The organism is Roseovarius aquimarinus (genome assembly GCF_043661195.1).
Lineage (GTDB): Bacteria > Pseudomonadota > Alphaproteobacteria > Rhodobacterales > Rhodobacteraceae > Roseovarius > Roseovarius aquimarinus.
Window position 1 is genome coordinate 1,287,666 of sequence record NZ_JBIHMM010000001.1, and the last position, 25,573, is coordinate 1,313,238.

At 66.0% G+C, this 25,573-nt stretch carries 29 protein-coding genes; 18 read left to right on the top strand and 11 right to left on the bottom strand.

All coding sequences use genetic code 11. The features are described 5' to 3' along the window. Positions 1-11 precede the first annotated feature (11 nt). From ACGRVM_RS06125 to ACGRVM_RS06155, 7 genes are all read left to right on the top strand, one after another. Entirely contained in the window at positions 12-542 is a 531-nt protein-coding gene (locus ACGRVM_RS06125) for a TRAP transporter small permease (protein ID WP_377167520.1), read from the top strand. Further along, a complete protein-coding gene (locus ACGRVM_RS06130) occupies positions 539-1,858 on the top strand; it encodes a TRAP transporter large permease (protein WP_377167517.1) in 1,320 nt (439 codons plus the stop codon). Before ACGRVM_RS06125 ends, ACGRVM_RS06130 begins: the two co-directional genes overlap by 4 nt. A gap of 148 nt (positions 1,859-2,006) precedes the next feature. Further along, the gene (locus tag ACGRVM_RS06135) at positions 2,007-2,453 is read left to right on the top strand and encodes a hypothetical protein (RefSeq protein ID WP_377167514.1); all 447 of its coding nucleotides are present in this window, start codon (positions 2,007-2,009) and stop codon (positions 2,451-2,453) included. Beyond that, on the top strand, positions 2,450-3,115 hold the full coding sequence (locus ACGRVM_RS06140) for a MotA/TolQ/ExbB proton channel family protein (RefSeq protein ID WP_377167511.1): 666 nt from the start codon (positions 2,450-2,452) through the stop codon (positions 3,113-3,115). The genes ACGRVM_RS06135 and ACGRVM_RS06140 overlap by 4 nt, the downstream gene beginning before the upstream one ends. Next, positions 3,108-3,500: an ExbD/TolR family protein gene (locus tag ACGRVM_RS06145; protein WP_377167508.1), complete on the top strand. Its 393-nt coding sequence runs from the start codon at positions 3,108-3,110 to the stop codon at positions 3,498-3,500. Before ACGRVM_RS06140 ends, ACGRVM_RS06145 begins: the two co-directional genes overlap by 8 nt. Next, entirely contained in the window at positions 3,497-3,883 is a 387-nt protein-coding gene (locus ACGRVM_RS06150) for an ExbD/TolR family protein (RefSeq protein WP_377167505.1), read from the top strand. The genes ACGRVM_RS06145 and ACGRVM_RS06150 overlap by 4 nt, the downstream gene beginning before the upstream one ends. After that, complete coding sequence (locus ACGRVM_RS06155) at positions 3,880-4,788, top strand: energy transducer TonB family protein (protein WP_377167502.1); 909 nt, start codon at positions 3,880-3,882, stop codon at positions 4,786-4,788. The genes ACGRVM_RS06150 and ACGRVM_RS06155 overlap by 4 nt, the downstream gene beginning before the upstream one ends. Positions 4,789-4,885: 97 nt before the next feature. On the opposite strand, the gene groL is transcribed toward ACGRVM_RS06155, so the two are convergent. Together groL and groES are read right to left on the bottom strand one after the other, a co-directional pair. After that, a complete protein-coding gene (groL, locus tag ACGRVM_RS06160) occupies positions 4,886-6,523 on the bottom strand; it encodes a chaperonin GroEL (RefSeq protein WP_377167499.1) in 1,638 nt (545 codons plus the stop codon). A gap of 73 nt (positions 6,524-6,596) precedes the next feature. After that, the gene (gene groES, locus ACGRVM_RS06165; RefSeq protein WP_377167496.1) at positions 6,597-6,884 is read right to left on the bottom strand and encodes a co-chaperone GroES; all 288 of its coding nucleotides are present in this window, start codon (positions 6,882-6,884) and stop codon (positions 6,597-6,599) included. Positions 6,885-7,148: 264 nt separating this feature from the next. On the opposite strand from groES, the gene ACGRVM_RS06170 reads away from it, so the two are divergent. Next, positions 7,149-7,538 (top strand): hypothetical protein, encoded by a 390-nt coding sequence (locus ACGRVM_RS06170; protein WP_377167493.1) that lies wholly within the window; start codon positions 7,149-7,151, stop codon positions 7,536-7,538. Here ACGRVM_RS06170 and ACGRVM_RS06175 read toward each other — a convergent pair. Beyond that, positions 7,508-8,176 (bottom strand): DUF2161 domain-containing phosphodiesterase, encoded by a 669-nt coding sequence (locus ACGRVM_RS06175; RefSeq protein ID WP_377167490.1) that lies wholly within the window; start codon positions 8,174-8,176, stop codon positions 7,508-7,510. The genes ACGRVM_RS06170 and ACGRVM_RS06175 overlap by 31 nt on opposite strands. Before the next feature lie 112 nt (positions 8,177-8,288). On the opposite strand from ACGRVM_RS06175, the gene ACGRVM_RS06180 reads away from it, so the two are divergent. The 7 genes from ACGRVM_RS06180 to ACGRVM_RS06210 all read left to right on the top strand — a co-directional run bounded on the left by ACGRVM_RS06180 (position 8,289) and on the right by ACGRVM_RS06210 (position 13,566). Next, positions 8,289-9,209, top strand: coding sequence for a manganese-dependent inorganic pyrophosphatase (locus ACGRVM_RS06180; protein ID WP_377167487.1), 921 nt, complete (start codon positions 8,289-8,291; stop codon positions 9,207-9,209). Positions 9,210-9,215: 6 nt separating this feature from the next. Next, positions 9,216-9,557: a DUF1294 domain-containing protein gene (locus tag ACGRVM_RS06185; RefSeq protein ID WP_377167484.1), complete on the top strand. Its 342-nt coding sequence runs from the start codon at positions 9,216-9,218 to the stop codon at positions 9,555-9,557. A gap of 67 nt (positions 9,558-9,624) precedes the next feature. After that, complete coding sequence (locus ACGRVM_RS06190) at positions 9,625-10,500, top strand: TIGR01459 family HAD-type hydrolase (protein ID WP_377167481.1); 876 nt, start codon at positions 9,625-9,627, stop codon at positions 10,498-10,500. Positions 10,501-10,642: 142 nt separating this feature from the next. Further along, positions 10,643-11,086 (top strand): MaoC family dehydratase, encoded by a 444-nt coding sequence (locus ACGRVM_RS06195; RefSeq protein WP_377167478.1) that lies wholly within the window; start codon positions 10,643-10,645, stop codon positions 11,084-11,086. A 61-nt stretch (positions 11,087-11,147) separates the two neighbouring features. Further along, positions 11,148-12,077, top strand: a complete 930-nt coding sequence (locus tag ACGRVM_RS06200; RefSeq protein WP_377167475.1) for a bifunctional riboflavin kinase/FAD synthetase — start codon at positions 11,148-11,150, stop codon at positions 12,075-12,077. After that, on the top strand, positions 12,074-12,526 hold the full coding sequence (locus tag ACGRVM_RS06205; protein WP_377167472.1) for a YcgN family cysteine cluster protein: 453 nt from the start codon (positions 12,074-12,076) through the stop codon (positions 12,524-12,526). The genes ACGRVM_RS06200 and ACGRVM_RS06205 overlap by 4 nt, the downstream gene beginning before the upstream one ends. After that, positions 12,526-13,566 (top strand): threonine aldolase family protein, encoded by a 1,041-nt coding sequence (locus ACGRVM_RS06210; RefSeq protein ID WP_377167469.1) that lies wholly within the window; start codon positions 12,526-12,528, stop codon positions 13,564-13,566. The genes ACGRVM_RS06205 and ACGRVM_RS06210 overlap by 1 nt, the downstream gene beginning before the upstream one ends. Here the strand turns inward: ACGRVM_RS06210 and ACGRVM_RS06215 are convergent. After that, a complete protein-coding gene (locus ACGRVM_RS06215) occupies positions 13,563-14,375 on the bottom strand; it encodes an alpha/beta fold hydrolase (RefSeq protein WP_377167466.1) in 813 nt (270 codons plus the stop codon). The genes ACGRVM_RS06210 and ACGRVM_RS06215 overlap by 4 nt on opposite strands. A 156-nt stretch (positions 14,376-14,531) precedes the next feature. Here ACGRVM_RS06215 and ACGRVM_RS06220 point away from each other — a divergent pair, with 156 nt between their 5' ends. Further along, positions 14,532-15,548, top strand: a complete 1,017-nt coding sequence (locus ACGRVM_RS06220) for a ribose-phosphate pyrophosphokinase (protein WP_377167463.1) — start codon at positions 14,532-14,534, stop codon at positions 15,546-15,548. A gap of 30 nt (positions 15,549-15,578) precedes the next feature. Here the strand turns inward: ACGRVM_RS06220 and ACGRVM_RS06225 are convergent, their stop codons facing one another. From ACGRVM_RS06225 to ACGRVM_RS06255, 7 genes are all read right to left on the bottom strand, one after another. Continuing rightward, on the bottom strand, positions 15,579-15,929 hold the full coding sequence (locus ACGRVM_RS06225; RefSeq protein ID WP_377167460.1) for an H-type lectin domain-containing protein: 351 nt from the start codon (positions 15,927-15,929) through the stop codon (positions 15,579-15,581). 121 nt (positions 15,930-16,050) lie between these two features. Further along, positions 16,051-16,476 carry a F0F1 ATP synthase subunit epsilon gene (locus ACGRVM_RS06230; protein ID WP_377167457.1) on the bottom strand — a complete coding sequence of 142 codons (426 nt, stop codon included), beginning with the start codon at positions 16,474-16,476 and terminating at the stop codon, positions 16,051-16,053. A gap of 60 nt (positions 16,477-16,536) precedes the next feature. After that, positions 16,537-17,961, bottom strand: coding sequence for a F0F1 ATP synthase subunit beta (atpD, locus tag ACGRVM_RS06235; protein WP_377167454.1), 1,425 nt, complete (start codon positions 17,959-17,961; stop codon positions 16,537-16,539). 19 nt (positions 17,962-17,980) lie between these two features. Continuing rightward, positions 17,981-18,856 carry a F0F1 ATP synthase subunit gamma gene (locus ACGRVM_RS06240; protein ID WP_377167452.1) on the bottom strand — a complete coding sequence of 292 codons (876 nt, stop codon included), beginning with the start codon at positions 18,854-18,856 and terminating at the stop codon, positions 17,981-17,983. A 22-nt stretch (positions 18,857-18,878) separates the two neighbouring features. Further along, positions 18,879-20,417 carry a F0F1 ATP synthase subunit alpha gene (atpA, locus tag ACGRVM_RS06245; protein ID WP_377167450.1) on the bottom strand — a complete coding sequence of 513 codons (1,539 nt, stop codon included), beginning with the start codon at positions 20,415-20,417 and terminating at the stop codon, positions 18,879-18,881. Next, positions 20,418-20,978, bottom strand: coding sequence for a F0F1 ATP synthase subunit delta (locus ACGRVM_RS06250; protein WP_377167447.1), 561 nt, complete (start codon positions 20,976-20,978; stop codon positions 20,418-20,420). It lies immediately after the preceding gene. Positions 20,979-21,342: 364 nt separating this feature from the next. After that, positions 21,343-22,086, bottom strand: a complete 744-nt coding sequence (locus ACGRVM_RS06255; RefSeq protein WP_377169974.1) for a class I SAM-dependent methyltransferase — start codon at positions 22,084-22,086, stop codon at positions 21,343-21,345. Between the two features lie 166 nt (positions 22,087-22,252). On the opposite strand from ACGRVM_RS06255, the gene gloB reads away from it, so the two are divergent. After that, positions 22,253-23,020: a hydroxyacylglutathione hydrolase gene (gene gloB / locus ACGRVM_RS06260; RefSeq protein WP_377167444.1), complete on the top strand. Its 768-nt coding sequence runs from the start codon at positions 22,253-22,255 to the stop codon at positions 23,018-23,020. Positions 23,021-23,179: 159 nt separating this feature from the next. Further along, entirely contained in the window at positions 23,180-25,504 is a 2,325-nt protein-coding gene (clpA, locus tag ACGRVM_RS06265; protein ID WP_377167441.1) for an ATP-dependent Clp protease ATP-binding subunit ClpA, read from the top strand. Positions 25,505-25,573: the final 69 nt, after the last annotated feature.

Consider the following 25,573-nt stretch of genomic DNA (forward strand, 5'->3'; position numbering starts at 1 on the left):
GAGACAGGCGGATGGCCAGCGAGACGACGGAACACGCCCACCCCGTGCCCCTGCCCCGCTGGCTGTCCGCGCTTTGCCGGATCTTCGCCGGGATCGGCGGCATCACCCTCATGGCGATGATGTTGATGACCGTGACCAGCGTCACCCTGCGCAGCGTGGCCGGTGCGCCCATCGCGGGCGATTTCGAGCTTGTGGAGATCGGCAGCGCCATTGCCATCTTCTGCTTCCTGCCGTGGTGTCAGTCGACAGGGGGCAATGTGCTCGTCGATTTCTTCACCCAGAACGCCAGTGCGCGCACGACGCACCTGCTCGATGCGCTGGGCGATCTGGCCTATCTGCTGATCGCCGCGCTGCTGGGCTGGCGCATGATCCATGGCGGGATGGAGATGCACCAATATGGCGAGCAATCCATGCTCCTGCGCATCCCGACATGGTGGAGCTTCATCATCATCCTGCCCGCGATGGCCCTTCTGGTGGCGACCTGCGCCGCGACCATGGCGGGCCATCTGCGCCTCGCCTTCGCCAAGGGGGCGCGGGCATGAGCGGTCTGGCCGCCGGGCTGACGGGCTTCGCCGTGCTTCTGGCGCTCATGGCGATCCGCATTCCCATCGGGGTCGCGATGCTGGGCGTAGGACTCGGCGGATATGCGATGTATACCGGTTCCGGCCCGCTCCTCGCCTTTCTCAAGACCTCGACCTATTACCAGTTCTCGACCTATTCGCTCTCGGTCATCCCGCTCTTCATCCTGATGGGCGAATTCGCGACGCAGGCGGGCATGAGCCGGGCGCTCTATCGCACCGCCGCCGCCTTTCTCGGGCATCGCAAGGGCGGGCTCGCGATGGCGTCCATCGGCGGCTCGGCGGCGTTCGGCGCGATCTGCGGCAGCTCGCTCGCAACGGCGGCGACGATGGGCCAGGTCGCCCTGCCCGAAATGAAGCGCTACAATTACAGCGGCGCGCTCGCCACCGGATCGCTTGCGGCGGGCGGCACGCTCGGCATTCTCATCCCGCCCTCGGTCATCCTCATTCTCTACGCGCTGATGGCCGAGCAGAGCATCGCCAAGATGTTCGTGGCCGCCCTCGTTCCCGGCATCCTCGCCGCGCTGGGATACATGGCCGCCATCGCCGTCTTCGTCGCGCGCCACCCCGAGGACGGTCCCGCCGGCCCTCGCGCGACATGGCGTGAGCGCCTTTTCGCCCTGCGCGAGACATGGTCGATCATCGTCATCTTCCTTCTGGTCATCGTCGGCATGTATCGCGGCTGGTTCACCCCGACCGAGGCGGCGGCGGTGGGCGCGTTCGGCGCGGGGGTGCTCGCGGTCTTTCACGGCGGCATGCGCCTTCCGGGCATTCTCAAATGCATCCGCGGCACGGCGACGACATCGGCGATGATCTTCCTGATCCTTCTGGGCGCCGAGATGTTCAACGCCTTTCTCGCCCAGACGCGCACGCCCTTCCTGCTGGCCGACACGATCATAGGCTCGGGCCTCAGCCCGATGCTCGTCCTGCTCGCGATCCTGCTTCTCTATCTCGTGCTGGGCTGCGTCATGGATTCGATGTCGATGCTGCTCCTGACGATCCCGATCTTCTATCCGATCATCGCCGGCCTCGATTTCGGCATGCCGCGCGAGGAGACGCTGATCTGGTTCGGCATCCTCGCCGTCGTGGTGGTGGAGGTCGGACTCATCACGCCGCCCGTGGGCATGAACGTCTTCGTCATCAATGCGATGGCGAGGGACGTGCCCATGATCGAAAGCTTCCGCGGCGTTCTGCCCTTTCTCATCAGCGACGTGATCCGCATCATAGCGCTCATCGCCTTCCCGGCGATCACGCTGGGGCTGGTTCATCTGCTCGAATAGATCGGCGGCAGACGGCGGATGCGGACATCCGCCAAATTCCCGATAATTTCTATTGGGTATTGAACCCGTGGCATCTTCGTGCTGTTTACGCCACCATGAGCGGCGCGGCGCAGGCGCGCGCGCGATATCACGGCGCAAGAGGTCCGACATGAAACAGCTTCTTTCCGGCGGCATCGGTGCGTGCCTTGCTCTCGCCTCGGCCACGATGATCGCGGCGGCCCCTGCGCAGGCCGAGGAAGAGATCGGCGCGCATCTCGTGATCGAGCTGAACGCCGCCGCCGATCAGGCGGAGGGCTGCAAGCTGTCGTTCCTTGCGCTCAACGGCCATGCGACGGATATCGCGGGCGCGGTGTTCGAGACGGTGCTCTTCGATGCGGAGGGCCAGGTCGACCGGCTGACGCTGCTTGATTTCGCGGACTTGCCCGCCGCGCGCCCGCGCGTGCGGCAGTTCGTGATATCCGGCATGGCCTGCGATGATATCGGGCAGGTCCTCTTCAACGGCGCGAGCATCTGCGAGGCGGGCGATCTCGGCGCGGGTGCCTGCACCGAAGGGCTGGAGCTGACCAGCCGGACGGGTATCGAGGTGACGGGATGAGCGCCATTCTCGACAGTTTTTCTCAGATCGCGGCGCTCGGCGGGCCGGTCGTCGTGCTGCTGCTCGTGGTGTCGGTCGTCACGCTGGCCGTCATTCTCTACAAGCTCTGGCAGTTCTCGAGCTCGGGCGTCGGGCGTCACAAGGCACTGTCCGAGGCGGTCGCGGCGTGGGACGCGGGCGACCGGGCAGCCGCGCGCGCGGCCCTCGCGCGCTCGACGAGCTACCTCGCGCCTGTCGTCGAAATGGCCTTCGACGCCGAGCCGGGCGCGACCAAGCGGCTCGAGGCGGAGGCCGAGACGCGCTTCGCCCGGCTCGAACGCGGCATGCGCTTTCTCGATTCGGTCGCGCAGCTTGCGCCGCTTCTGGGCCTCTTCGGCACGGTTCTGGGCATGATCGCGGCCTTTCAAGCGCTTCAGGACGCCGGAAGCCAGGTCGATCCCTCGGTTCTCGCGGGCGGTATCTGGGTCGCGCTCCTGACGACGGCGGTCGGCCTCGTCGTCGCCATGCCCACGGCCCTCGTGCTGAGCTGGTTCGAGAGCCGGATGGACGCCGAGCGCGTCACCGCCGAGCGCGCGATTCACACCATCCTCGCCCCCCTGGGGGCCGCCGACACACGGCGCGGCACCGCCCCGGAAGGCATGCCCGCGCCAGCCCATGGCTAGCCGCGCGCGCCGCCGCAAGCGCCTGTCGCTGACATCGCTGATCGATGTCATCTTTCTTCTGCTGCTCTTTTTCATGCTGAGTTCGACCTTCTCGAAATTTTCCGAGATCGAGCTGAGCGCGGCATCGAGCGGCGCGCCTGCTCCCTCCACCGAGCGTCCGCTTTTCCTGCAACTCATGCCGGACGATCTGCGCCTCAACGGGCGGAGCGTGGCGCTGGAGGCCCTCGGCGAGGCCATCGGCCCGCCTGAGGCGGAAAGCGCGCCCCGGCCCCTGCTCGTGGCGCTCAAGGGCGAGGTGAGCGCCCAGCGCCTGACCGATCTTCTGGCGGCGCTGCGCGGGGTCGACGGACTGGCGCCCACGATCCTCGGGGGGGCCGCACCATGATCCGCCGCCCACGCCGCAGCAAGGCCGAGCCGACCATCGCGCTCATCAACATCGTGTTCCTGATGCTGATCTTCTTCATGATCTCGGGCACGCTGGCGCGTCCGCTCGATCCGTCCTTGAAGCTGATCGATACCGCCGATCTCGAAGGGCGCGCGCCGCCCGATGCGCTGGTCGTGCATGCCGACGGGCGGCTGAGCTACGAGGGCCGCGACGTCGCGACGCCCGCCGCCCATGTCGAGACGCTGGCCGAGGGCGAACGCAGGGAGATCCGCATCGTGCCGGACCGCGCCCTGCCCGCCGAGACGCTGGTCGAAATCGCGCGCGCGCTCCGCGCGGCGGGGGCCGAGCGGGTGATGATCGTCACCGAAAGGGGGCTCGAATGATCGCGTCCTCTCTGCGTGTCAAGCTCGCCGTGGGCGGGCTCGCCCTTGCCGCGCATGCGGGGCTTGGCCTGTGGCTCGCGCCGCAGGAGCAGGTAGTGATGGAGAGCGGCGGCGGCGAGGAGGTCGCGCGCATTGGGACCAGCTTCGCCGATATGGCGGCGGGCACGCTGACCGCCGAGCGCGCGGATGACGCGATCCCCGCCGAGGCGCCGCCCCCGCCCGAGCCGGTCGCGGCGCTGCGCGCCGAGACGCCCGAGCCCACATCTGCGCCCAGTGCCGCGCCCACGCCTGCGCCCAGCCCGTCGCCTGCAGAAGCGCCCGCACCGGCCCCGGCTGCCAGCGCACCGAGCGTCGCGCCGAGCGTTCCGGCGGTGCCGGGCGCGGCGGAGCGCATCGAGGCGGCCGAGGAGACCGCCGGCGCCGTCACACGCTCGCCCCGCCCCGTCGAGCGCAGCGCCGCGTTCGAGCGGCGCAACGCGCCGCGCGAACCCGAACCGAAGCCCCAACCGAAGCCCAAGCCGCAGCAGGCGGCGCCGCGCGGCAATGCCGAGACGAATGCCACGGCGGGCGCGGCGCAAGGGCAGGACAATGCGCGCGCCGAGACGCAAGGACGCACGAGCGCCGAAGGCGATGCCGCCGGAAACGCGGCGGCACAGAATTATCCCGGCGCGGTGATGCGCAAGATTTCGGGCGTGCGCAAACCCGTGATGCGCAGATCCGGCGCGGCGCGGGTCAGCTTCACCATCGGCGCCTCGGGCGCGCTTGCGGGGCTGAGCATCGCGCGCAGCTCGGGCGCGTCCGAGCTCGACCGCGAGGCGCTGCGGCTCATCCAGCGCGCCGCGCCCTTCCCCGCGCCCCCGCCGGGCGCACAGCGCAGCTTCGCGCTCGACGTCGAATTCCGCTGAGGCCGCCGCATCCACGCGGCACACAAAAAAGAAGGGGCGCCGACCGGCGCCCCTTCCCCTTGTCTCGTGGCCCCGCCGAAGCGGTGCGACGGCGATCTTACATCATGCCGCCCATGCCGCCCATGTCGGGCATGCCGCCACCGGCGCTTTCCTTCTGCGGACGGTCCGCGACCATCGCTTCGGTCGTGATGAGCAGACCTGCGATCGACGCCGCATCCTGAAGAGCGGTGCGCACGACCTTCGCGGGGTCGATGACACCGAACTTGAACATGTCGCCATATTCCTCGGTCTGAGCGTTGAAGCCGAACTTCAGATCGCTCGACTCGCGGATCTTGCCCGCGACGACCGATCCGTCGACGCCTGCGTTCTCGGCGATCTGGCGCAGCGGCGCTTCGAGAGCCTTGCGCACGATCGAGATACCGACGTTCTGGTCGTTGTTGTCGCCTTTGAGGTCGTCGAGGACCTTGCCGGCCTGAACCAGAGCCACGCCGCCACCGACGACGATGCCTTCCTGAACGGCCGCACGGGTCGCGTTCAGCGCGTCATCGACGCGGTCCTTGCGCTCCTTGACTTCGACTTCGGTCATGCCGCCGACGCGGATGACGGCGACACCGCCTGCGAGTTTCGCGACACGCTCCTGCAGCTTCTCCTTGTCGTAGTCCGAGGTGGTCTCTTCGATCTGGTTGCGGATCTGGGCGACGCGCGCTTCGATCTCGGCCTTCTCGCCTGCACCGTCGACGATGGTCGTCTCGTCCTTGGTGATGGTGACCTTCTTGGCCTGGCCCAGCATGTCCATCGTGACGGACTCGAGCTTCATGCCCAGATCTTCGGAGATGACCTGACCGCCGGTCAGGATCGCGATGTCCTGAAGCATGGCCTTGCGGCGATCACCGAAGCCCGGTGCCTTGACGGCCGCGATCTTCAGACCGCCGCGCAGCTTGTTGACGACGAGGGTCGCCAGCGCTTCGCCTTCGACATCCTCTGCGATGATCAGCAGGGGCTTCTGGCTCTGGATGACCTGCTCGAGCAGCGGAACCATCGGCTGAAGCGACGACAGTTTCTTCTCGTGCAGCAGGATCATGCAGTCTTCGAGATCCGCGACCATCTTGTCGGAGTTGGTCACGAAATAGGGGCTGAGATAGCCGCGGTCGAACTGCATGCCTTCGACGACATCGGTCTCGGTCTCGAGGCCCTTGTTCTCTTCGACGGTGATGACACCCTCGTTGCCGACCTTCTGCATCGCGTCCGCGATCTGCTGGCCGATTTCCTTCTCGCCATTGGCCGAGATGGTGCCGACCTGCGCGACTTCCGAGCTGTCGGAGACGTCACGGGCGGCCTTGCGGATGGCTTCAACGACTTTGACGGTTGCCATGTCGATGCCGCGCTTGAGGTCCATCGGGTTCATGCCCGCTGCGACCGACTTCATGCCTTCCTTGACGATGGCCTGGGCCAGGACCGTCGCGGTCGTGGTGCCGTCTCCGGCCTCGTCATTGGTGCGGCTGGCCACTTCCTTGACCATCTGCGCGCCCATGTTCTCGAACTTGTCTTCCAGCTCGATTTCCTTGGCCACGGACACACCGTCCTTGGTGATGCGCGGTGCGCCGAAGGACTTGTCCAGAACCACGTTGCGGCCCTTGGGGCCGAGCGTCACCTTGACCGCGTCGGCCAGGATGTTCACGCCGCGCAGCATCTTGTTGCGGGCTTCGGTATCGAATTTGACGTCTTTAGCAGCCATGTCTCGATTTCCTTATGATTGGATTGAAAAGGGAGATGCGCGCGGCCCGAATGGCCGGCGCGTCACGCGATCATCAGGCCATTTTGCCCAGGATGTCGCTTTCCTTCATGATCAGCAGCTCTTCGCCATCGATCGTGATCTCGGTGCCCGACCACTTGCCGAAGAGCACGCGGTCACCGGCTTTCACGGCCATCTCGATCAGCTCGCCGTTATCCTTGCGCGCGCCATCGCCGACCGCGACGATTTCGCCTTCGCTGGGCTTTTCCTTGGCGCTGTCGGGGATGATCAGGCCGCCCTTGGTTTTCTCTTCGCCTTCAACGCGGCGAACGAGGACGCGGTCATGCAGCGGTTTAAATGCCATCTCTGAGGCTCCTTAGCTCAAAGTTACGTTATCCGTGCCCGTCTCCGGGCCGTTAGCACTCACACCGGGCGAGTGCTAACGGCAGACAGTTAGGCAGGCGGTGGGCAAGTGTCAACGGGCGCGTGAGACAAAAAATCACGCCGGCGTGAAGAATGCGCGAGGCCCCGCCGCGCGCGTTAACTTTTCGTTAACCTTTTGTTAACCTTTGCCCTCACCCGCCGCGTGAATCCCTTCATCTTGCGGCGCGATCAAGGAGCGCGAGACGTGAACGAGCTGGGGCTTGCCGCCATCTATTGCCTGCTCATCGCCGGGGGCGAGCCCGAGGTGCAGCACGGCTATTCGGCGGGCTACGATCTGCACCGCATCCGCGTGGATTGCGAGACCGCGACCGAGGTGATCGAGGTGGCCCTCGACAAGCGCAGCGCGCTCGACAGCGTACAGCAGGCGCTTTTCGCAGCGCACCTGACGGGCAAGGCGCCGGTCATCGTGATGATCGACCGCGACGGGCGGACCGGCCCCTACGAGACGCGCATCGAGGCGGCGGCCGGCATGGCGGGGGTCGAGTATCGCGTGATGGATGCCGATTTTCTGATCCGCTGGCAGATGACGAGCTATCTGCGCAACTATCCCGCCGTCGGCTCTCCCGGAGGCTGAGCCGCCGCGCGGCCCGCCTCCGTCACGTCATAGACGCCCCGTGCGACGCGCGCGAACCAGCCGCGATGGTTGGCCGCCATGATCGCCGTCGCCCGCCCGACGCCGGTGACGCGCGCCACCTCGGCCCCCTTGCAAGGCCCCGTCGCCGCCAGATGCGCGGCGCAGGCCAGCGCGTCCTGCCGGTAGGCCGTCATCACCTGACCGTTCGTGCCGCCTTGGGTGGGATCGCCCGTGCGCGTGGAAAACTCCCGCAGGAGGCGACCGCGCTTCACCGCAGACTTGCGCGGCCGGAAGACGCCCGGCTCGGCATGAAGCTGAACCGCGCCGCCGGGATCGACCGAAAGCACGCCGAGGCCCAGCCGCTTGCACAGCCCGATATTGCCCTTGAACGCCTTCCAGCCCGCCTTGCCGCGCCAGCGCGGCACCGCGACATAGACCGCATCGCACATCGCCTGCCGGGCCACCGCCTGCTGCAAAAGCACGAGCGAGAAGCCGAGCTTCAGCTCGACGATCAGCATGTCCTCCCCGAGGCAGGCGACCACATCGGCCGCACCCACCTCGCCCTTGACGTCATAGCCCCGGCCCGAGAGCCAGGCCTTGACGGGTGCATAAAGATCGGTTTCGGCGCGCGGGGACATGCACGCATGATTGGCCGCACGCGCCCCCCGTGACAAGCCCCGATGCGGCGCCTATAAGGCCCCCGAAGTCGCCCGCCATCACAGCAACGCCAGAGCCGAAGGAAATGCGCCCATGACCACACTCGTTTTCGGACACACCTCCCCCGACACCGACAGCACCGGATCGCCCATCATCTGGGCGTGGTATCTGAACGAGATCAAGGGCGAGGACGCCAAGCCCGTCCTGCTGGGCCAGCCCAACACCGAAGCCGCCTTCATGCTGAAGCGCTGGAACCTCGATCAGCCCGAGATCATCGAGGACGTGTCCGAAGGCCAGCCCGTCGTGATCGTCGACACGAACAACCCCGCCGAGCTGCCCAAATCCGTCAACAGCGCCGATATCCGCAGCATCATCGACCATCACCGCCTCGTCGGTGGCCTTGAGACGCGCGGCCCTCTCGAAATCCGGATCGAACCTCTGGCCTGCACGGCCACCATCATGTGGAAGATGATCGGCAAGGACATGGCGCAGATGCCCACCGGCGTGAAGGGCGCGATGCTGTCGTGCATCCTGTCGGACACGCTCGAATTCCGCAGCCCCACGACGACGCAGGAGGACAAGGCGATCGCGTGGGATCTGGCAGAGCAACTGGGCGTCGATATCGGCGACTACGCCGCCGAGATGTTCGCGGCCAAGTCCGACGTCTCGGCCTTCTCGGATGCCGAGCTGCTGCGCATGGACAGCAAGGAATTCGAGCTGCCGGGCAAATCCTTCCGCGTCTCGGTGCTCGAGACGACCGCGCCGCAGGTCGTGCTCGACCGCAAGGACAGCCTGATGGAGACGATGAAGACCGTCGCCGCCGAAGACGGCGTCGATCAGGTGCTGCTTTTCGTGGTGGACATCCTGCGCGAGGAAGCGACGCTTCTGGTGCCGAACGATCTGGTCAAGGGCATGGCCGAGAAATCCTTCGGCGCCACGGTCGAGGGCGACACCGTGGTCCTTCCGGGCGTGATGAGCCGCAAGAAGCAGATCATCCCGAACCTCAAGCTCTGACCCGGCGTGAATGTTATCGAAACGCTGCCGCTGGCCGTAATCCTGCCGGCGGCGGCTCTTGTGGCCCTCACCCTTCTGAATATCGCCACCTATATGGCGTTCCGCCACGACAAGCGCTGCGCCATCGCGGGCATGTGGCGCGTGCCAGAGGGAACGCTCCTGACGCTCGCGCTCCTCGGCGGATGGCCGGCGGCCAAGCTCGCGCAGCGGCGGCTGCGCCACAAGACGCGCAAGCAGCCCTTCGCCGTCCTGCTGAACCTGATCGTCCTTCTCTGGATTTCGGCCCCGCTTGCCGCGCTCTTCTGGCCATGGCTCGCCCCGCTCCGGCGCCTTGCAATCGGTGCCTGAGCCGCTTCCGCTCTGGCCTTGGGCGGGCGCGCCTGCCATATCTGGCGCAGCCATGCAGGAAACCGCAATGACCCAGATCATCCAATCGCTCGCCGAGATTTCCAGCCGCTACGACGCGCTTTTCGTCGATCTCTGGGGGTGCCTGCATAACGGCGTGACGGCCTATCCGGACGCGGTGAAGGCGATGCAGACCTACCGCGCGGGCGGCGGGGCGGTCGTGCTGGTCACCAATTCGCCCAAGCCCCGCAAGGGCGTGGCCGAGCAGCTCGGCTCTTTCGGCGTGCCCGAGGACGCCTATGACGCCATCGCCACCTCGGGCGATTCGGCGCGCGCCGCGATGTATCGCGGGGTCGTGGGCGACAAGGTCTATTTCATGGGCGAGCCCGAGCGCGATGCCGGATTCTTCGAGCCGATGGAAGTGATCGACGATCCGGTCGAGATCACCCGCGTGCCGCTCGATCAGGCGACGGGCATCGTCTGCTGCGGCCCCTTCGATCCGATGGCCGACCCGGCCGAGAACCGCGCCGATTTCCTTTACGCCAAGCAGAAGGGCATGAAACTGCTCTGCGCCAATCCCGATATCGTGGTCGATCGTGGCGACGTGCGCGAATGGTGCGCGGGCGCGCTGGCGCGGCTCTATACCGAAATGGGCGGCGAAAGCCTTTATTTCGGCAAGCCGCACCCGCCGATCTACGATCTGGCCCGCCGCCGCCTCGCCGCGCTCGGGCGCGATGTGAACGAGGCCGAGATCCTCGCCATCGGGGACGGGATCGGCACCGATATCGCGGGCGCGATGGGCGAGAATCTCGACGCGCTCTTCATCACGGGCGGGCTCGCCGCGGCGGAGACGACCGGCACGGACGGTCTCGACAAGGAAAAGCTCGAGGCGTTTCTCGCCCGCGAGGAGGCCAGTCCGACCTACACGATCAGCCACCTGCGCTGAGCGCGCCGATCGGGCCGAATGTCGGAATTCCCAGATCAGGGGTTGATTTTCTGCGCGTGCAAAGTAATAAAGTTCCAAGATTGGGCGCGCAATCGTCCAAATGTTACCCGGACCCGCTCCGGGAAAATCTTGGGAGGGCCCCATGTTGGACAACATGCCGCGCGGCACGATCTGCATCGAGGATATCGAGATGGGCATGACGCGCCATCTGCGGAAGGTCATCACCGACCGCGATATCGAGCTTTTCGCCGAGGTCTCCACCGACCGGAATCCCGTCCATCTCGATGACGACTACGCGCGCGACACGATCTTCGAGGGGCGCATCGCGCATGGCATGCTGACCGCCGGCCTCGTCTCGGCGGTGATCGGCGAGCAGCTTCCCGGTCACGGCACGGTCTATATGGGACAATCGCTCAAGTTCCTCGCCCCCGTGCGCCCCGGCGACATGGTGACGGCCGAGGTCGAGGTGATCTCGATCGACCATGCCAAACGGCGCGTCGGTCTCGATTGCCGCTGCATGGTGGACGGAAAGAAAGTTCTGGTCGGCGAGGCGATGGTCCTCGCCCCGTCGCGCAAGTTCGACTGAGGCGCGAAGGCGCGCCCTATCCCGTCTTGCACAGGCGCATGCGGCGCGCTACGCCTCTGCCATGCGTATTTTCCGCGACTACAAGGCCGTTCCGGCCAATGCCAGGGGCGCCAGCGCCCCCATCGGCAATTTCGATGGCGTGCATCTGGGACACCGGGCCGTGATCGACCTTGCGCGCGGCGCCGGGGGCGCGCCCTTGGGCGTTCTGACCTTCGCGCCCCATCCGCGCGAGTTTTTCGCGCCCGATGCGCCCCCCTTTCGGCTGATGAGCCCGGGCGCGCGGGCCAACCGGCTGGCCAAGCTGGGCGTCGATCTGCTGTTCGAGCTGCCCTTCGACGCGCAGATGGCGGCGCTCAGCCCCCGCGCCTTCGCCGAGGAGGTGATCGCAGGCGGGCTCGGGCTGAGGCATGTGGTCGTCGGACGTGATTTTTGTTTCGGCAAGGGGCGCGCGGGCACGGCCGAAATGCTGCAGGACTTCGGCGCCGCGCTCGGCTTCGAGGTCACGCTCAGCGATCTTCTGGCCGGGCCTGCGGGCGAGATCAGCTCAACCGCGATCCGCGCCGCGCTGTCGAACGGACGCCCGCGCGACGCCGCCGCGATGCTCGGCCATTGGCACCGCATCGAGGGCGAGGTGATCCACGGGCACAAGCGCGGGCGCGATCTGGGCTATCCCACCGCCAACATGTCGATCGAGGGTCTGCACCCGCCGCGCTTCGGCGTCTATGCCGTGCTGGTGGACGTGCTGAGCGGGCCCCATCAGGGGCAATATCACGGGGCGGCCTCGCTCGGCGTGAGGCCCATGTTCGGCGCCGAAAAGGCCAATCTCGAGACCTTCCTCTTCGATTTCTCGGGCGATCTCTACGGCGCCGATCTCTCGGTCGCGCTGGTGGAGTATCTGCGCCCCGAGGAGACGTTCGACGGCCTCGATGCGTTCATCGCCCAGATGGATGCGGATTGCACCCGCGCGCGCGACATTCTGGCCGCGACATGAGCGATCTGCGCCCGAAGTTCTGGGAAACCGTCCCCCTCACCCGCATGAGCCGCGCCGAATGGGAGGCGCTCTGCGACGGATGCGGCAAATGCTGCATGAACAAGCTCGAGGACGAGGATACGGGCGACGTGGTGCTGACCCGCGTGGCCTGCCGCCTGTTCGACGATACCACCTGCCGCTGCGCGCAATACCCGATCCGGCACCAGTTCGTGCCCGAGTGCATCGTCCTGAAGCCCGCCAACATGGATCGCAACCTCTACTGGATGCCCGAAACCTGCGCCTACAAGCTGCTGTGGCAGGGCAAGACGCTATATGACTGGCATCCGCTCATCTCGGGCGATCCGCAATCGGTGCATGATGCGGGCGTGTCGATGCAAAGCCGCACGGTGCCCGAATTCGAGATCGACGAAGACGACTGGGAAGACCATATCATCGAGGAGCCGACCTGATGTTTTTTGCCTCCGACAATACCGGACCGATGCACCCCGCCGTGGCGCAGGCGATGGTGGCCGCGGATAGCGGCTATCATCCGAGCTACGGCGCCGATCCCATCATGGACGGCGTGCGCGCGCAGATCCGGGAGATTTTCGAGGCGCCCGAGGCGGCGGTCTATCTCGTCGCCACCGGCACGGCCGCGAATGCGCTGGCGCTGGCCACGATGACCAAGCCTTGGGATGCGGTCTTCTGCACCCCGCTCGCGCATATCAACGTGGACGAGTGCCACGCGCCCGAATTCTACACGGGCGGCGCCAAACTGAGCCTCGTCGGCACGGGCGACAAGATGACACCGGACGAGCTGCGCGCGGGCATCGCCCGCTGGACCAAGGGCGATGTGCACACGTCGCAGCGCGGGCCGCTGCAACTGACCCAAGTGACCGAGATGGGGCGGCTCTACACCCTGAACGAGATCCGCGCCCTCACGGACGTCGCCCGCGAGCATGGACTGCCCACCTTCATGGACGGCGCGCGCTTCGCCAACGCGCTGGTGGCACTCGATTGCACGCCCGCCGAGATGACGTGGAAGGCCGGGATCGACGCGCTCAGCTTCGGCGGCACCAAGAACGGCTGCGCGGGCGTCGAGGCGGTGATCTTCTTCGATCCGGCACATGCCTGGGAATTCGAATTGCGCCGCAAGCGCGGCGCGCATCTTTTCTCCAAGCACCGCTACCTGTCGGCCCAGATGCAGGGCTATCTGACCGATGGCGTCTGGCGCGAGACGGCGCGCGCGGCCAATGCCAACGGCGCCCGGCTGGCCGAAGGGCTGCGCGGCATGGCCGAGCTCGAATTCGTGGAGGAGCCGGAGGCGAACATGATCTTCGCCACGCTGCCCCGGCGCGAGCATCAGCGGCTCAAGGCGGGCGGTGCGGTCTACGGCCTCTGGGGCGATCTCGAGGGCGATCCCGAGGAGCGGCTGATGATGCGCCTCGTGACCGACTGGTCGATCACGCATGAGATGATCGACGACTTCCTGAAGCTTGCGAGGGGTTAGATCTCGCGCCAGAAGCGCAGCACCTCAGCGCCGATCTGCGCGGGGTGCGTTGCGACCGACATGTGCCCCGCCCCGCCGATCACGCCGCGCCGCACCTTGGGAAGACGCGCGGCAAGGCCCGCCATGATCGCCGGAATGATCGCGGGCGCATCGCTGCCTTCCAAGAGCAGCACGGGCTGCGTCACCCCCTCCAGAACGCCGGGCTCGAGCAGACCGCCCACGTCCTCGTAGAGCGCGGGGCCCGCCGCTGCGATCAGCGGCATCTGCGCCGCGATGCGCGCCTGTGCCTCGGGCTTGAAGCTCTCCCAAGGGCGGCCCCCGCCCCATGTCGCGATGAAGCTGCGCCCCGCCGCCGGCAGATCCCCTGCCGCCATCGCAGTGGCGACGCCCCGCATCTGCGCCTTTTCCAGCAGATCCTCACCCGGCGTGCCATCTGCGCCCGCGGCGAAGAACACCGGCTCGATGATGACGAGCGAGCGGACGAGCTCGGGCCGCTCGATCGCGAGCTTGAGCGCGACGACGCCCCCGAAACTGTGCCCGACGACGTCCACCGGCGCGTCCCTCTGCGCCAGATCGGCGGCCATGGCGGCGCAAAGCGCGCTCATCTCGCCTTCACCGTCCCAATCGCCGCTGCGCCCATGCCCCGGCAGATCGAAGGCCGTCAGCGTCGCCGCGCCCGAAAGCTCGGCGGCCAGCCCGCCCCAGATCGCCGTCTCGCCGAGGCTGCAATGGATGAGCAGGCCCGCCCGCGGCCCCTGGCCGAAAGTCGTCCAATAGGTCGGAAAGCCGCCGAAATTTCCCTTGGGCATCTCAGCCGCGACCCCGCGCCGAAGCTGAAAAAAGTGCGGAATGGCCCATGTTTTCGTCCTCTTCGCGGCTTCGGCAGCTTTGCCAGACCCTAAGCCCATGCTAAGCGGTGTCAACGCCCGCGAATCCGCCCCGTCAGCCAAGCAAGGAACGCCTCCATGTCATCCACGTCAGAGCCGAAACTGATCTCGGGCAATGCCAACATGCCGCTGGCCACGGCAATCGCGCGGCGCATGTCGATGCACCGGGGCGTGAATGTCGGCCTCGTCGATGCGCGGGTCGAGCGGTTCAACGACGGCGAGATCTTCGTCGAGGTGTTCGAGAACGTGCGCGGCGAGGACATGTTCGTCATCCAGCCCACGTCGAACCCCGCCAACGACAACCTGATGGAGCTTCTCATCATGGCCGACGCGCTCCGCCGCTCCTCGGCCGCGCGCATCACCGCCGTGATCCCCTATTTCGGCTATGCCCGGCAGGATCGCCGCTCGAAGGCGCGCACGCCCATCTCGGCCAAGCTGGTGGCGAACATGCTGGTCGAGGCCGGCATCGAGCGGGTGTTGACGATGGACCTGCACGCGGCGCAGATCCAGGGCTTCTTCGATATTCCGGTCGACAACCTCTATGCCTCGCCGGTCTTCGCGCTCGACATCATGAAGCAGTTCAAGGGCAGCATGGACGATGTGATGGTCGTCTCGCCCGACGTGGGCGGCGTGGCGCGCGCGCGCGAGCTGGCCAAGCGGATCACGGCGCCCCTCAGCATCGTAGACAAGCGCCGCGAGAAGGCGGGCGAAGTCGCCGAGATGACCATCATCGGCGACGTGACGGGCAAGAAATGCATCATCGTCGACGACATGTGCGACACTGCCGGCACGCTCTGCAAGGCCGCCGAAGTGCTGATCGAGAACGGCGCCTCCGAGGTCCATGCCTACACGACCCACGGCGTCATGTCGGGTCCCGCCGTCGAGCGGATCACCAATTCGGTGCTGAAAAGCATGGTCATCACCGACACGATCGCACCGACCGACGCCGTGCGCGGCACGCCCAACATCCGCATCATCCCGACAGCCCCTGTCTTCGCCCAGGCGATTCTCAACATCTGGGACGGCACGTCCGTGTCATCCCTCTTCGAGACCCCGACGCTCGAGCCGGTCTATGAGGGCCAATTCGGGAATTGAGGCAAAGGGGCCGGGCCGAGCCTCGGCTCTTCAATACACGTCCCAATCGTCTTCGTGAAACACCTCGCCGATCGCCATCCAGCGGACGCGCGCCCGGGCGATATGGGTGTCGGCCCAGGTGCGGAAGACGACTTCGAAGCCGGTGGGGGTGATCTTTTCGGCGCTGACCTCGACACGGGCGTTCGTGCGGCTGTCGATGTCCCACATCGACAGGGCGCAATGCACCGCCGGCTCGGCGCGGAACGGCTCGGTGAAGCGGATCGAATGGCGGCAGGTGCGCTCGCCCTCGCCGGTCCACATGGGACCGCCCTTCTCGAAATCCGAGAAGAGGACGGTCTCGCCCTGATCGATCCCCATGAGCTTCGTGTCGATGCGTTTCATACCCGGTTCACTGGTTACTCGCGCCGAGGCATAATCGCGCAATTCGGCAAAACTATGATCCCCGATAAAAAAAGGGCCCGCAAGATGCAGGCCCCTTCGACTGGCGATCTTTCGAACGGAATCAGTAGCCGCTGAGCCCCATATGCTCGCCCATGGCGACCATGTCCGACAGAAGCTTGGCCGCGTCGTCGACGGGGCCCGGCTCGTTCTGGAAGGTCTCGCGGGTCTTCTCGAGGCGCGCGCGCGCATCGTCGACCAGCTCCTTGAACGTCTCCTGGGTCAGGTCGCCGCGCGGGATCGCGCGCTCGGCCAGGATCGAGATGCTGTCCGGGTTGATCTCGGCGAAGCCGCCGGTCACCGCGAATTCCTGCTCGCCCTCGGACGAGGTGACGCGCACGACGCCGGGGCGCAGCGTGGTGATGAGCGGCGAATGCTCGGGCATCGCCGTCAGGTCGCCTTCCGCACCGGGAATCTGCACTTCGCGCGCCTGAACGGAGGTCAGAAGGCGCTCGGGCGATACCAGGTCGAATTGCACTGTGTCAGCCATGACTGGCCTCCTTCAATTGCAGGGGTGCCGGACCGCCGCACGGGCGGTCCGGCGAGTGCATTATGCGGCGTCGGCGGCCATGCGCTCGGCCTTGGCCTTCACGTCCTCGATGCCGCCCACCATGTAGAAGGCACCTTCGGGCAGGTGATCGTACTCGCCCGCGACCACGGCCTTGAAGGAGGCGATGGTCTCCTCGAGCGGCACCTGAACGCCGTCCGAGCCGGTGAAGACCTTGGCCACGTCGAAGGGCTGCGACAGGAAGCGCTGGATCTTGCGCGCACGGGCCACGGTCAGCTTGTCCTCTTCCGAGAGCTCGTCCATGCCGAGGATCGCGATGATGTCCTGAAGCGACTTGTAGCGCTGAAGGATACCCTGAACGTCACGCGCCACCTGGTAATGCTCCTCGCCGACGACGGCGGGGTCCATGAGGCGCGAGGTCGAGTCGAGCGGGTCCACGGCCGGATAGATACCCAGCTCGGAGATCGCGCGGCTCAGAACGGTCGTGGCGTCGAGATGCGCGAAGGAGGTCGCGGGCGCGGGGTCGGTAAGGTCGTCCGCGGGAACGTACACGGCCTGCACCGAGGTGATCGAGCCCTTGTTGGTCGAGGTGATCCGCTCCTGCATCTGGCCCATGTCGGTCGCCAGCGTCGGCTGGTAGCCCACGGCCGAAGGAATACGTCCCAGAAGCGCCGACACCTCGGAACCCGCCTGCGTGAAGCGGAAGATGTTGTCGACGAAGAAGAGAACGTCCGTGCCCGACTGGTCGCGGAACTGCTCGGCCAGCGTGAGGCCGGTCAGGGCGACGCGCATACGCGCACCCGGCGGCTCGTTCATCTGGCCGTAGACCAGCGCCACCTTGGATTCGGTCAGGTTGTCGGGAACGATAACGCCCGACTCGATCATCTCGTGATAGAGGTCGTTGCCCTCACGGGTCCGCTCGCCGACACCGGCGAAAACCGAGAAGCCCGAGTGCACCTTGGCGATGTTGTTGATCAGTTCCATGATGAGAACCGTCTTGCCCACGCCGGCACCGCCGAAGAGGCCGATCTTGCCGCCCTTGGCATAGGGCGCCAGCAGGTCGATGACCTTGATGCCGGTGGCCAGAACGGTCGACTCGGTCGACTGCGCCTCGAAGGGAGGGGCGTCGTTGTGGATCGAGCGCACTTCGTCGCGCGCCACGTCGCCGCCCTCGTCGACGGGCTCGCCCACGACGTTCAGGATACGGCCCAGCGTCGCGTTGCCCACGGGCACGGTGATCGGACCGTCGGTGTCGGTGACTTCCTGGCCGCGGACCAGACCTTCGGTCGCGTCCATCGCGATGGTGCGCACGGTGTTCTCGCCCAGATGCTGCGCGACCTCGAGGATCAGGCGCTTGCCGTTGTTGTCGGTGGTCAGGGCGTTCAGGATCTCGGGCAGGTGGTCGCTGAACTGAACGTCCACCACGGCGCCGATCACCTGCGTGATTTTGCCTTTTGCGTTTGCCATGTGTTTCTCCGTCTCGTTCCTAGAGCGCTTCCGCGCCCGAAATGATTTCAATAAGCTCGTTCGTGATGACGGCCTGACGCGAGCGGTTGTACTCGATGGTCAGCTTGTCGATCATCTCGCCTGCGTTGCGGGTCGCGTTATCCATCGCGGACATGCGCGCGCCCTGTTCGGACGCCCCGTTCTCGAGCAGGGCCGAGAAGATCGCCGTCGCCACGCCGCGCGGCAGAAGATCGGCCAGGATGGCCGACTCGTCCGGCTCGTAGTCGTAGAAGGTCTCGGGGCCTTCTTCCTCGGGCGCGTCGAAATCGGCCGGGATGATCTGCTTCTCGGTCGGGATCTGCGTGACCACGTTCTCGAATTCCGAGAAATAGATCTTGGCCACGTCGAACTCGCCGTCGTCGAAACGATTCAGCACCTCGGTCGCGACGCCCTGCGCGTCGGCATAGCCGATGCGCTTGACCTCGCTAAGGTCGATGTGATGCACGAAATACTTGCCGTAGTCGCGGCGCATCGCATCGCGGCCCTTCTTGCCGACGGTCATGATCTTGACGGTCTTGCCCGCCTCGATCAGCCGCGACGCTTCCTGCTTGGCCAGCTTGGCGATGTTGGCGTTGAAGCCGCCGCAAAGCCCGCGCTCGGCGGTCATCACGACCAGCAGGTGCACATCGTCCTTGCCGGTGCCGCTGAGCAGGCGCGGCGCGTTGTCCGCACCGCCCACAGAGGCCGCGAGGCGCCCCATAACGGCGTTGAAACGCTCGGTATAGGGGCGCGCCGCCTCGGCAGCGTCCTGCGCGCGGCGAAGTTTCGCCGCGGCGACCATCTGCATGGCCTTGGTGATCTTGCGGGTCGACTTGACCGACTCGATCCGGTTCTTAAGGTCCTTGAGGCTTGGCATTGCCCTGCGTCCTTTCCCTTAATTAAGCGAAGTCGGCGGCGAATTCGTCCAGCGCTGCTTTGACCTTTTCCTCGGCATCCCCTTTGATCTTCGGGTCTTCCTTGGTGATCATCTCGAGCAGATCGGAATGCTTGCCGCGCAGATGCTTGAGCAAGCCCTGCTCGAAGCGGCCGACATCCTTGACGGCGATCTTGTCGAGATAGCCCTTGGTGCCCGCATAGATGACGCAGACGATCTCGGCATTGGTCAGCGGCGAATACTGCGGCTGCTTCATGAGCTCGGTCAGGCGCGCGCCGCGGTTCAGCAGCTGCTGCGTGGCCGCGTCGAGATCCGAGCCGAACTGGGCGAAGGCCGCCATTTCGCGGTACTGCGCCAGCTCCAGCTTGACCGGACCCGCGACGGATTTCATCGCATTGGTCTGAGCGGACGAGCCCACACGGGAGACCGACAGACCGGTGTTCACGGCGGGGCGGATGCCCTGGTAGAACAGCTCGGTCTCGAGGAAGATCTGACCGTCGGTGATCGAGATCACGTTGGTCGGAATGAAGGCGGACACGTCGCCGCCCTGCGTTTCGATGATCGGCAGAGCCGTCAGCGAGCCGCCGCCATTGTCCTCGTTCAGCTTGGCCGAACGCTCGAGCAGGCGGGAGTGCAGATAGAAGACGTCGCCGGGATAGGCTTCGCGGCCGGGCGGACGGCGCAGGAGCAGCGACATCTGGCGGTAGGCCACGGCCTGCTTGGAGAGGTCATCATAGACGATCAGCGCATGGCGGCCGTTGTCGCGGAAGTGCTCCGCCATGGCGGTCGCCGAATAGGGCGCGAGGAACTGCATCGGCGCGGGGTCCGACGCGGTGGCGGCGACGACGATCGAATATTCGATCGCGCCCGATTCCTCGAGTTTCTTCACCAGCTGCGCCACGGTCGAACGCTTCTGGCCGACGGCGACATACACGCAGTAGAGCTTCTTGCTCTCGTCATCGCCGGCGGCGTCGTTGATCGACTTCTGGTTCAGCATCGTGTCGAGCGCGATGGCGGTCTTGCCGGTCTGGCGGTCGCCGATGATGAGCTCGCGCTGGCCACGGCCGACGGGGATCATGCTGTCGACGGCCTTGAGGCCGGTCGCCATGGGCTCGTGCACCGATTTGCGCGGGATGATGCCCGGCGCCTTCACATCCGCGAGGCCACGGGTCTTGGTCTTGATCGGGCCCTTGCCGTCCAGCGGGTTGCCGAGGCCGTCGACGACGCGGCCCAGAAGCTCGTCACCGATCGGCACGTCCACGATGGACTTGGTGCGCTTGACGGTGTCGCCTTCCTTGATGTCGCGGTCCGAGCCGAAGATCACGACGCCGACGTTGTCGGCTTCGAGGTTCAGCGCCATGCCCATGATCGAGCCCGGAAATTCGACCAGCTCGCCGGCCTGCACGTTGTCCAGACCGTGGACGCGTGCGATGCCGTCACCGACGGACAGAACGCGCCCGACCTCGGCGACTTCGGCTTCCTGACCGAAATTCTTGATCTGGTCCTTCAGGATTGCAGAAATCTCTGCCGCTTGGATACCCATTTATCCGACCTCTTTCATTGAACTCTGGAGCGATGCAAGCTTGGAGCGGATCGACGTGTCGATCATCTTCGAGCCCACCTTGACGATAAGACCGCCGATGAGGCTTTCATCAACGGTCGCATTGATCTTGACGTCCTTGCCGACATTGGCCTTGAGCGTGGCGGCGAGCTTGTCGGCCTGCGCCTTGGTCAACGCCTTTGCGCTGGTCACGTCGGCCTGAACCTCGCCCTTGTGCTCGGCGATCATGGCGCGAAGCTGCACGATGACCTGGGGCACGGCGAAGAGACGGCGCTTCTGCGCCATGAGCGCAAGGCCGCGCGACAGCGCCGGCGTCAGTTTGAGATGTTCGGATACGGCGGTGATCGCCTGTTCCTGCTCCGAGCGGCTGACAATGGGGCTGGCGATCATCTCGCGCAGCTCGTCGCTGACGTCCAGCGCCTCGGCAAGGTGATCGACGCTGCTTTCCAGCTTGGCCAGTTTCTTGTTTTCGTCGGCAATCTCGAAGATCGCGGTCGCGTAGCGTTCGGCGATACCCGAGGAGATCGAAGCTGGTTCGGACACGTCCACCCTTTCGACAATTGGGCCCCTGCGACAGACACCGTGGCGTCTGAGGGGGCGTTGGCGAGCATCTAGCACTCATATCACTGCAATCCGGCGTGGGTCTAGCAGAGCGGTGGGGACTTGCCAAGTTGCTATGGTCACGCCCCGCGATCTTCAAAATCCCGTGATTACAATACGATAGCCGGAGTGCGGCGCTTTGGCTGAAAATTTCGGCCCGAAAATGACGCGTTTTGCACCGCGGGCGGCGAATCCGGAACATGGGTGTTTGCGCTAAACTGCGCGGACGGCCTCGATCCGCCGCCGAAAGCAGCGCGCCGGATGGCCGCACGGGCCGCGCATTCGGGCCGGATCGGGGGGCGCGGCGCTAGATCTGGCCCACGGGTTTCGGCTTGGGGCTGAGCACGGAAAGCGGCTTGCGGACGGTGGCGCGCAGGCCAGGTCCGCGCGGCGCCTGCACGCGCTTGGTGGCCTCCACCATGAGCACGCCGCCCGCCGCGATCACCGACAGCTTGCCGCCCAGGCGCTCCCACATGCCCGCGGTCTTGCGCCAGAAGCGCCGCGTGCTGGGCGGCTGATAGAGCGTGGTCAGGTGCCGCTCGGGCAAAAAGCTGTGCGACTTCAGCAGCGTCTCGAGCTGGGTCTGGCTGTAGGGGCGCCCCGATCCGAAAGGCGTGCGATCGCTGCGCGACCAGAGCCCCGCGCGGTTCGGCACCACGAAAAGCGCCGAGCCGCCCGGCCCCAGCACGCGCCAGCACTCGTCCAGAAGATCCGCCGGCCGCTCGCTCGCCTCGAGGCCGTGCATCACCAGGAGCTTGTCCACATGCCCCGTCTCGATCGGCCAAAGTGTCTCCTCGCAGAGCACCGATATGTTCGGCATCTTCTGCGGCCAGGCGATGACGCCCTGCGGGCCGGGCATGAGAGCGATGACGCGGCGCGCATCGGCGAGGTAGGGACGCAGGAAGGGCACCGCGAAACCGAAGCCCAGTACCGTCTGCCCCTTGGCCTCGGGCCAGACCTCCGCGATCTCGGCGCGCACCGTCGTCTGCACCGCCCGGCCCAACGTGCTGCGGTAGTAGAAATTGCGTAGCTCCTGCACATCGAGATGCATGCCGCCCCTGCCCTTGATCGTGCGCCCTTGATCCGTCACGCTCGAGACTAGCTTATGATCGGGGCCGGGAACATAGCCGAATGCCCGCACGGCGCGTCGCCGCCCCGGTTCTGCGCGCCGCAATCCCGCCCGGCCCGCAAGACCGCCCAGATCCGAGGAGCGCACCATGCCGTTCGAAATCGTCACCATTCCCTGCCTCGAAGACAATTACGCCTTTCTCGCGCATGACCCCGCCATGAATGTCACGATGTGCATCGATGTGCCCGAGGCCGCGCCGATCAAGGCCGTGCTCGAGCGGCGCGGCTGGACGCTCGGCCATGTGCTGCTCACGCATCACCACGCCGACCATGTGCAGGGCCTTGGTGCGCTTCTGGCCGATCATCCCGCAGAGGTGATCGGCGCCGCCGCCGACGCGCACCGCCTGCCGCCGCTCGATCGCGCGGTCACGCCCGGCGACGAGATCGCCATCGGCACGCAGACCGGGCGTGTGATCGACGTGAGCGGGCATACGGTCGGCCATATCGCGGTGCATTTCCCGTCGAGCCGCGCCGTCTTCACCGCCGACAGCCTCATGGCGCTCGGGTGCGGGCGGCTCTTCGAGGGCACGCCCGAACAGATGTGGGACTCTCTGTCGCGGCTCATGGCGCTGCCCGAGGAGACCATCGTCTATTCGGGCCACGAATACACCGCCGCCAATGCGAAATTCGCGTTGACCGTTGATCCTGAAAACCCCGAACTTATATCTCGTTCACGACAGATCGAGACGGCCCGCAGCGAAGGCCGTCCGACCATTCCCAGCACGCTGGCCGAGGAATTGGCCACCAACCCCTTCCTTCGGGCCGCAGATCCGGACATCCGGGAACGGCTTGGCCTGCGGGATGCCCCCGACGCCGCCGTCTTTGCCGAAATCCGCGCGCGCAAGGACGCCTTCTGACACGCGATCACCAAAACAGCACAGCGCGCTATTATTGCGGAAATGTGACTGCGCTTTGCGAAAAAAACCTTGAAGCGCGGCGGTTATCGACCAAACTTTAAGACTATCAGGCCAAGGTTGCCGGCATACCGCCGCACCAGACAAGAAGGAGCACCACAAGTGCCTTCATTCTCGACCACACTGGAACAGGCAATTCACGCTGCACTGGCGCTGGCCAACGCCCGCCAGCACGAATTCGCTACGCTCGAACATCTTCTCTTGGCCCTCGTGGACGAGCCGGACGCGAACCGCGTGCTCAAGGCATGCAGCGTCGACTCGGAGGAGTTGCGCACGACCCTGGTCGAATTCATCGATGACGAGCTGTCGAATCTGGTCACCGACATCGAGGGATCCGAGGCCGTCCCCACCGCCGCGTTTCAGCGCGTGATCCAGCGCGCGGCGATCCATGTGCAATCCTCGGGCCGCACCGAGGTGACGGGCGCGAACGTGCTCGTCGCCATCTTCGCCGAGCGCGAGTCGAATGCCGCCTACTTCCTGCAGGAGCAGGACATGACGCGCTACGACGCGGTCAATTTCATCGCCCATGGCGTCGCCAAGGATCCCGCCTTCGGCGAGGCACGCCCGGTGCAGGGCGCCGAGGAAGAGACCGGCAGCACGTCGCAGGAAAGCAGCGCGGTCGAGCCGGGCGAGTCGGCGCTGGCGAAATACTGCGTGGACCTGAACGAGAAATCCCGCACCGGCGACGTCGATCCGCTGATCGGCCGCGCGAACGAAGTGGAGCGCTGCATCCAGGTGCTGTGCCGCCGCCGCAAGAACAACCCGATCCTCGTGGGCGATCCCGGTGTGGGCAAGACAGCCATCGCCGAGGGCCTCGCCTACAAGATCGTCAAGGGCCAGACGCCCGAGATCCTGTCGAAGACGACCATCTATTCGCTCGACATGGGCGCGCTTCTGGCCGGCACACGCTATCGCGGCGATTTCGAAGAGCGTCTCAAGGCCGTCGTGACCGAGCTCGAGAACCATCCCGACGCAGTGCTCTTCATCGACGAGATCCACACCGTGATCGGCGCGGGCGCCACCTCGGGCGGCGCGATGGACGCATCGAACCTGCTCAAGCCCGCCTTGCAGGGCGGCAAGCTGCGCTGCATGGGCTCGACAACCTACAAGGAGTTCCGCCAGCATTTCGAGAAGGACCGCGCGCTGGCGCGCCGCTTCCAGAAGATCGACGTGGCCGAGCCTTCGGTCGAGGACGCGATCAAGATCCTCAAGGGCCTCAAGCCCTATTTCGAGGAGCATCACAGCGTCAAATACACCAATGACGCGATCAAGACCGCCGTCGATCTGGCCTCGCGCTACATCAACGACCGCAAGCTTCCCGACAAGGCAATCGACGTGATCGACGAAGCGGGCGCGGCGCAGCATCTCGTGGCGGCCTCCAAGCGCCGCAAGAGCATCGGCGTCAAGGAGATCGAGGAAGTCGTGGCCAAGATCGCGCGCATCCCGCCGAAGAACGTCTCGAAGGACGATGCCGCCGTGCTCAAGGATCTCGAAGGCTCGCTCAAGCGTGTCGTCTTCGGTCAGGATACGGCCATCGAGGCGCTGTCGAGCGCGATCAAGCTGGCGCGCGCGGGCCTGCGCGAGCCCGAGAAGCCCATCGGCAACTATCTCTTCGCCGGCCCCACGGGCGTCGGCAAGACTGAAGTGGCCAAGCAGCTTGCGGACACGCTGGGCGTGGAACTCATTCGCTTCGACATGTCGGAATACATGGAGAAGCACGCGGTCAGTCGCCTCATCGGCGCGCCGCCGGGCTATGTCGGCTTCGATCAGGGCGGACTTCTTACCGACGGGATCGACCAGCATCCGCATTGCGTGCTGCTGCTCGACGAGATCGAGAAGGCGCATCCGGATGTCTTCAACATCCTTCTGCAGGTCATGGATCACGGCACGCTGACCGACCATAACGGGCGCAAGGTGGATTTCCGCAACGTCGTGCTCATCATGACGTCGAACGCGGGCGCGTCGGAGCTGGCCAAGACGGCCATCGGTTTCGGCCGCGAAAGCCGCGCGGGCGAGGACACGGCGGCGATCGAGCGCACGTTCACGCCCGAATTCCGCAACCGCCTCGATGCGGTGATCTCCTTCGGCGCGCTGCCGAAAGAGGTCATCATGCAGGTGGTCGAGAAATTCGTGCTGCAACTCGAGGCGCAGCTGATGGACCGCAACGTCACCATCGAGCTGACCGAGCCTGCGGCGGCATGGCTGGCCGACAAGGGCTATGACGACAAGATGGGCGCGCGCCCGCTCGGGCGCGTGATCCAGGAATACATCAAGAAACCGCTCGCCGAGGAGCTTCTCTTCGGCAAGCTCGCGAAAGGCGGGGTGGTGCGCGTCGCGGTCAAGGATGGGCAGATCGACCTGCAGATCAGTGGCCCCGACACGCCGCGCCTCAGCGGCGGCAAGCCGCCCCTGCTGACCGCCGAGTGATCAGGGCGCTTCCTCTCGCGGCGCTGGCCCTCTGGGCTGGCGCCGCTTTCGCGTCCGGCCCCCCGCGCC